4 protein-coding genes are annotated in these 7,405 nt (G+C 62.9%); all 4 read left to right on the top strand.

What is annotated here, in order from left to right:
* Nucleotides 1-996: HlyD family secretion protein (locus L288_RS38975; RefSeq protein ID WP_021239588.1), on the top strand; the 996-nt coding region annotated here is incomplete at its 5' end.
* The gene (gene rbbA / locus L288_RS38970) at nt 993-3,749 is read left to right on the top strand and encodes a ribosome-associated ATPase/putative transporter RbbA (protein ID WP_021239587.1); all 2,757 of its coding nucleotides are present in this window, start codon (nt 993-995) and stop codon (nt 3,747-3,749) included. The genes L288_RS38975 and rbbA, both read left to right, overlap by 4 nt.
* Before the next feature lie 3 nt (nt 3,750-3,752).
* Nucleotides 3,753-4,877: an ABC transporter permease gene (locus L288_RS38965; protein WP_021239586.1), complete on the top strand. Its 1,125-nt coding sequence runs from the start codon at nt 3,753-3,755 to the stop codon at nt 4,875-4,877.
* A 786-nt stretch (nt 4,878-5,663) separates the two neighbouring features.
* Nucleotides 5,664-7,235 (top strand): tyrosine-type recombinase/integrase, encoded by a 1,572-nt coding sequence (locus tag L288_RS38960; protein WP_031304819.1) that lies wholly within the window; start codon nt 5,664-5,666, stop codon nt 7,233-7,235.
* Nucleotides 7,236-7,405 lie beyond the last annotated feature (170 nt).

Raw genomic sequence — 7,405 nt, 5'->3', positions numbered from 1 at the left:
AAAGTCCTCAAACCCGCCGGTCTGCCGCCGGGGATCATCGGCGGCAACGGCCGCGTGGAAGGTGTCGAGATTGATGTTTCGGCAAAGTCGCCGGGACGCATTCGCGACATATTGGTCGACGAAGGGGCATTCGTGACGGCCGGGCAGGTCGTCGCCCATATGGATACGGATACCCTCGTCGCGCAAAAGGCCGAAGCCGAGGCCCAGCTCGCGCAAGCGCTGAATGGTATCAAGATCGCCGAGAGCCAGGTCGCCCAGCAGCAGAGCAACCGCGCCGCGGCACAGGCCGCCGTGCGGCAGCGCGAAGCGGAACTCAACGCCGCGCGCAAGCGCCTCACTCGTTCAACCACCCTGGCGCGGGAAGGCGCGACCGCAGTGCAGGAACGCGACGACGATGAGGCGCAGGTTGAGGGTGCTGCCGCCGCGGTCGAGGCTGCGCGCGCGCAGCTTGCCGCCGTCGATGCCGCGATCACCACGGCGCGCAATCAGGTAATCGGCGCGCGCTCTCAGGTCGATGCGGTACGCGCTACCATCCAGCGGATCGAGGCCGACGTCCAGGACAGTGATCTCAAGGCGCCCAGGGCAGGCCGCGTCCAGTATCGGGTGGCGCAGCCGGGCGAGGTCGTGGCCGGTGGCGGCCGGGTCCTCAACCTCGTCGATCTGGGTGATGTCTACATGACCTTTTTTCTGCCTGAAACTGTGGCGGGCAAGGTGGCGCTGGGCGATGAGGTGCGCATAGTGCTCGACGCCGCGCCCGGCTACGTCGTGCCCGCCAAAGTCAGTTTCGTTGCCGATGTCGCCCAATTCACACCCAAGACAGTGGAGACCGCGAGCGAACGGCAGAAGCTGATGTTCCGCGTGAAGGCGCGTATCGACCGGGCACTGCTGCAAAAATATATCACGCATGTGAAGACCGGCCTTCCCGGCATGGCCTATATCCGCATCGATACCGGCACCGACTGGCCTGCCAACCTGGCTGTCAACGTGCCGCGATGAGCAGCGGAGAGCCTCAGCCGGTCGTCAGGCTGTCGGGTGTCGGCCTCCGCTATGGCAAGAGTATCGCGCTCGACGGCATAGACCTCGACATACCGGCCGGGCGGATGGTTGCCCTGATCGGGCCGGACGGCGTGGGCAAATCGAGCCTGTTCTCGCTGATCGCGGGCGCGCGTCATATCCATGAGGGCCATGTCGAGGTGCTGGGCGGCGACATGGCCGATGCGGCGCATCGCGAAGCGGTCTGCCCCCGCATCGCCTATATGCCGCAGGGATTGGGCAAGAACCTCTATCCGACACTCTCCATCGACGAGAATCTGGAGTTTTTCGGCCGGCTGTTCGGCCAGGACGCCGCCGAGCGGGAGCGCCGGATCACCCGGCTGACCCGCAGCACGGGCCTCTCCCCATTCCGAAAACGCCCGGCGGGCAAGTTGTCGGGCGGGATGAAGCAGAAGCTGGGCCTGTGCTGCGCGCTGATCCACGATCCCGATTTCCTGCTGCTGGACGAACCGACAACCGGTGTCGATCCGTTGTCACGCGCCCAGTTCTGGGATCTCATCGACGCGATCCGGGCCGATCGACCCGACATGAGCGTGCTTGTCGCCACCGCTTATATGGAGGAGGCCGCCCGTTTCGACTGGCTGGTCGCGATGGACGCGGGCAAGATACTTGCCACTGGCAGTCCCGCCGACTTCTACGCACGTACTGGCGAAACGACGCTGGAACGCGCGTTCATCGCGCTATTGCCCGACGAACGCCGCAAGGGGCACCGGGCCGTCACCATTCCCCCGCGCGGGCAGGAGGAAGCGGCCGAGATCGCCATCGAGGCAAAGGGCCTCACCATGCGGTTCGGCGACTTCACCGCCGTCGATCACGTCGATTTCCGCATCGAACGCGGTGAGATCTTTGGATTTCTCGGGTCCAACGGGTGTGGCAAATCGACGACGATGAAGATGCTGACCGGCCTGTTGCAGGCCAGTGAAGGTCAGGCATGGCTGTTCGGGCGCCCGGTCGAGAATGACGATATGGCGACGCGTCGACGCGTCGGATATATGAGCCAGGCGTTTTCGCTCTATTCCGAACTGACCGTCCGGCAGAATCTCGAACTACACGCGCAGCTTTTCCATGTGCCTGAGGCGGACATTCCCGCGCGGGTCGCGGAGATGGAGGCGCGTTTCGATCTTGCCGGGATCATGGACGCATTGCCCGATGCATTGCCGCTCGGACAGCGCCAGCGCCTCAGCCTTGCGGTGGCGATGATCCACAAGCCCGAGATGCTGATCCTCGACGAGCCGACCTCTGGCGTCGATCCGATCGCGCGCGACCAGTTCTGGCAGATGATGATCGACCTGTCGCGCAAGGACAGGGTGACGATCTTCATCTCCACGCACTTCATGAACGAGGCGGAGCGGTGCGACCGGATTTCGCTGATGCATGCCGGCAAGGTTCTGGTTTCCGACACGCCCGATGCCATTGTCGCGCAGCGCGGCAGCGCCAGCCTCGAAGACGCGTTTATCGATTGCCTCAAAGAGGCGACCGGCGATGCAGATAGCCGCCCGGCCTCCGTGACGGACAGCAAGTCGGGAATCATGGACGGCAACGCGCCGGCGCACGACAGCCTGTCCGGCTGGTTCAGCCAGCGACGCATGATGAGCTATGCCAGGCGCGAGGCCCTGGAATTACAGCGCGACCCGATCCGCGCGACCCTGGCCCTGCTGGGCAGCGTCATCCTCATGTTCATCATGGGCTATGGGATCAGCATGGATGTCGAGAACCTGCCGTTCGCCGTCCTCGACCGTGACGACACCACGATTAGCCGGAACTATGCCCTGAACCTCGCCGGCTCCCGCTATTTCGTCGAGCGGCCGGAGATCACCGACTATGCCCAGCTGGACAAGCGGATGCGGTCGGGGGAACTGAGCGTCGCGATCGAGATTCCGCCCAATTTCGCGCGCGACGTGCGGCGCGGCATCCCGTCCGAGATCGGCGTATGGATGGACGGCGCGATGCCGCAGCGGGCCGAGACGGTGCAGGGCTATCTCCAGGCCATGCACGGGCAGTGGCTCAGCGACCTTGCGGTTCAGGAACTTGGTGAGCGTCCGGCGTCGGGTCTGGTCGATGTCGAACTGCGCTACCGCTACAATCCCGATGTGCGAAGCCTTGTCGCGATCGCGCCGGCGGTGATCCCGATCCTGTTGCTCCTGTTCCCCGCGATCCTGACCGCGCTCAGCGTCGTTCGGGAAAAGGAACTGGGGTCGATCATCAATTTCTATGTGACGCCGATCAGCCGGCTGGAATTCCTTCTCGGCAAGCAACTTCCCTATGTGGCCCTCGCCATGCTGAACTATGTCCTCCTGGTTCTCATGGCGATCGTGATGTTCGGCGTGCCGATCACCGGCAACCTCGCCACGATGACCGCGGGCGCATTCCTGTATATTCTGTCGGCGACAGCGATGGGGCTTCTGTTCTCCACCTTCATGCGCAGCCAGATCGCCGCGCTGTTCGCAACCGCTGTCGGCACGATCCTGCCAGCGATTCAGTTTTCCGGGCTCATCAATCCGATCTCCTCGCTGGAGGGTGCGGGCCGGGTCATCGGCACGATCTTCCCCACGACCCAGTTCGTCACCATCTGCCGGGGGGTTTTCTCCAAGGGACTGGGCTTCGCCGATCTGAGCGGCGAACTGGCCGCACTGGCGATTTCCTATCCGGCCATCATGCTCGTCTGCGCGGCCCTGCTGCGCAAGCAGGAGAGCTAGGCCGTGGAGCACGCCGCCAATATCTACCGGCTCGGCATCAAGGAACTGCGCAGCCTGCTGCGCGATCCGATGATGCTGTTCCTGATCCTGTTCACCTTCACGTTCAACATCTACATCTCGGCCACCGGCATGCCGGAAACGCTGAACAAAGCCCCGATCGCGATCGTCGACGAGGATCAGTCGCCGCTGTCGAACCGGATCACCAGCGCCTTCTACCCGCCGCACTTCAGCCAGCCCTCGCTGGTGGGGTTGAGCGAGGTCGACAAGGGCATGGACGCCGGGCGCTTCACCTTCGCACTCGATATTCCACCCGATTTCCAGCGGGACGTGCTGGCGGGCCGCCGGCCCAGCGTTCAACTCAACATCGATGCGACGCGGATGAGCCAGGCGTTCACCGGCGGCGGCTATATCCAGCAGATCGTCCAGGGCGAGGTGTCCGAATTCATGGCCGGGACGCGCGCCACCGCGCCCCTGCCCGTCGACCTAGCCCTGCGCGCGCGCTTCAATCCGACACTTGCGCAAAGCTGGTTCGGCTCGCTGATGGAGATCATCAACAACGTCACCATGCTGTCGATCGTGTTGACCGGAGCGGCACTGATCCGCGAGCGCGAGCACGGCACGATCGAGCATCTTCTGGTCATGCCGGTGACGCCTTTCGAAATCATGGCGAGCAAGGTCTGGGCGATGGGGCTGGTGGTGCTGGCGGCCTGCGCTTTCTCGCTGACATTCATTGTCCGGGGCCTGCTGCATGTGCCCATCGAAGGCTCGGTCGCGCTGTTCCTTGGGGGAGCCTGCCTCCATTTGTTCGCGACGACATCGATCGGCATCTTCATGGGCACCGCCGCGCGGTCGATGCCCCAGTTCGGCCTGCTCCTGATGCTGGTGCTGATGCCGCTCCAGATGCTGTCGGGCGGCATGACCCCGCGCGAGAGCATGCCGGATTTCGTCCAGACGATCATGCTCGCCGCGCCGACGACCCACTTTGTGAAGATGGGGCAGGCGATCCTGTATCGGGGCGCCGGTCTTGACGTTGTATGGCCGCAGTTTTTCGCAATTGCGGTGATCGGCGCGGCGTTTTTCGCCGTGGCACTGTTGCGGTTCCGTCGCACGATCGGAACCATGGCATGAGTTTTCACGGGGTCGTCTAATCGCGCGGTTTCATGTGAGCAGATTTTGTACTGACCGTATGCCGGGTTCAGGGTCGTCTTCGCTGTCGGCATGGGCCGTCGCACGGTCGGTCTTCGTAGGACGGAACCTCCCTATGCGGGCGGCGCGCTCGGTGGAATCCGGTGCATTCCGTCAAGCGGGATGGTTCAGCCCATATCGCAGCAGGGACGAATTCGCTGGCCAGTTGCTTGCTGGTCGCGTTGCTACGCCGGAGCGCTTGCGTTCCTATCGAAGAATTCGCCCGATTTCAGCATGGCGGCATGACAACGGTGAGCTTCCGAGCCACGGCTAAGGCCGTGCGTTTGAAGCCTATCCGCTCGGGTAGCTTGACGCCCCGGTCACGTAGGGAGCTCTCTGCCGAGTTGCCGGTTCAGGATTGACACAGCGTGCGCATGCGCGCCGCCGAACTTACGCGGCTTTTTATCGGCGATGCGCGTCAGAAAGCCAACAAATGGAGATGTAGTAGGGTATCAAATGCTTGCTGACGAAAAGCATATCTAAGCAATTGAAAAACTGGAGCGGGCGAAGGGATTCGAACCCTCGACCCCAACCTTGGCAAAATTGCATCAGGCACTTTTCCAGCCTTCGCCACAGCCCGCTATTCTACGATTAAAGCACTGAATACAAAGTTGTTTTCGGTGTCAAACTACGCTAGAACAATCCAAGAGGAAACCCCTATTTTCCGCTTTCGGTGGACACCATGTGGGCACCAATTTGAGCGCGGGACCGCTTGGAGGTCATGGCGAGATGACGGAAGACAAGTCGATCAAGCTGACGAAAACGGTCGTCGATGCAGCCGAGGCGCGTGCGGAGCGCTACGAGATTTGGGATAGCGAATTGTCCGGGTTCGGCGTTCGCATCGCGAAGACCGGACGCAAGACCTTCATCATTCGCTATCGCGCCGAAGGCGGCGGCCGGAGCGCGCCACGTCGGTTCATGACGGTCGGCCGCTTCGGCACCCTGACGATTGAGCAGGCCAGAAAGAAGGCCAAGGAACTGCTGGCTGCTGCCACTGTCGGCGAAGATCCCGCGAACAAGCGCAAGGCGAAACGCGCCGAGATGAAGATGAGCGGGCTGATCGACTGCTATGAGGAGGAAGGCTGCTTCATCCAGCGCGGCAAGCGTCAGGGCCAGCCGATGAAGCCCCTGACCAAGAAATACACCGTCGCCCGGCTGCGTCATCATGTCGTGCCGCTGCTCGGGCACAAGCGCGTCACGGAGGTCAACGCCGCCGACATCGAGCGGTTCTTCCGCGATGTCGAGGCGGGCAAGACGGCGAAGAATGAGAAGACGGGACCGCGCACGCGGATCATCGTGAAGGGCGGCAATGGCGCGGCGCGCAAGGTGTTCCGCGATCTGTCGGCCGTGTTCAGCTTCGCCAAACGGCATGAGATCGTCGCGGCCAATCCTTGCGAAAAGGCTGTGGTCAACAAGTCTGACAACAAGCGGACGCGGTTCCTGACACTTGAGGAAGTCGCCCGCCTCGGCGCAGCGTGTGATGCATTGGAGACCGAGGGCGTCAACATCAAGGCGCTCAACATCACCCGGTTGTGGGTGCTGACCGGCTGCCGCCGCAATGAGATCGCCGAGCTGAAATGGGATGAGGTCGATCTGGAGCATGACTTGCTCGTTCTCAATGACAGCAAGACCGGCAAGTCGATCCGCCCGCTCTGCTTGGCGGCGGCGACCTTGCTCAAGGGCATCGAGAAGGTGGCTGGCACCGACTATGTGTTCCCCGCCGATGAAGGCGACAGCTATTTCCAGGGCACCAAGAACATCTGGCCCAAGATCGTCAAGAAGGCCGAGCTGCCGGGCGTCACGCCGCACACGCTGCGCCATACGGTCGGTGCCACGGCCACCTCGAACGGCGAGGCGCTGGCGCTGACCGGCGCGATCCTCGGCCATGCCAACCTGCGCTCGACCATGATCTACGCCCACGTGCAGCATGATCCATCGGTGAAGGCCGCCAATCGCGTCGGCCGCCGGATCGCCTCGGCGCTCGCTGGCGAAATCAAGCCGACGACACGCAAGCGCCGCAAGGCGGAACCCGTTGCAACCGCTCCGACCAAGGCGGGCAGCGCGATTGGCGGCCGTTTGCTGCCTGATGAGGAATGGGCCGCGCTGACCGAACTCGCTATATTGCCGGTCAAGGAACCGGGCTTCCTGGCGTCCGCGAGCGATCCAGCTCTCACTATGCTATTGAAGCGGGGTTTCGCCTCGGCGGAATCAGGCCCGAGCCCGTTGTTAGCTTGGTGGCGGATAAGCCCCGCCGGCGCAGCGCTGGTCGGCATGCAAGCCGGGCATCGCGAAGCCGCCTGATGTCCGAACAGCAGCACGCACAGGCGGCCTGAGAGGTGTGGGGGGAGATTGAGCGATCATTACGAATCTGCAACGCGGCGATCCGCAGCCGATGTCCAACACAAAAAAGTGCGCCACATGCTAACCTATCTCAACCGCCGGGAACGCACGCTGAATATGCCCATGAACAT

Source organism: Sphingobium quisquiliarum P25 (assembly GCF_000445065.1).
Lineage (GTDB): Bacteria > Pseudomonadota > Alphaproteobacteria > Sphingomonadales > Sphingomonadaceae > Sphingobium > Sphingobium quisquiliarum.
This window is presented reverse-complemented; position numbering and strand designations above follow the sequence as displayed.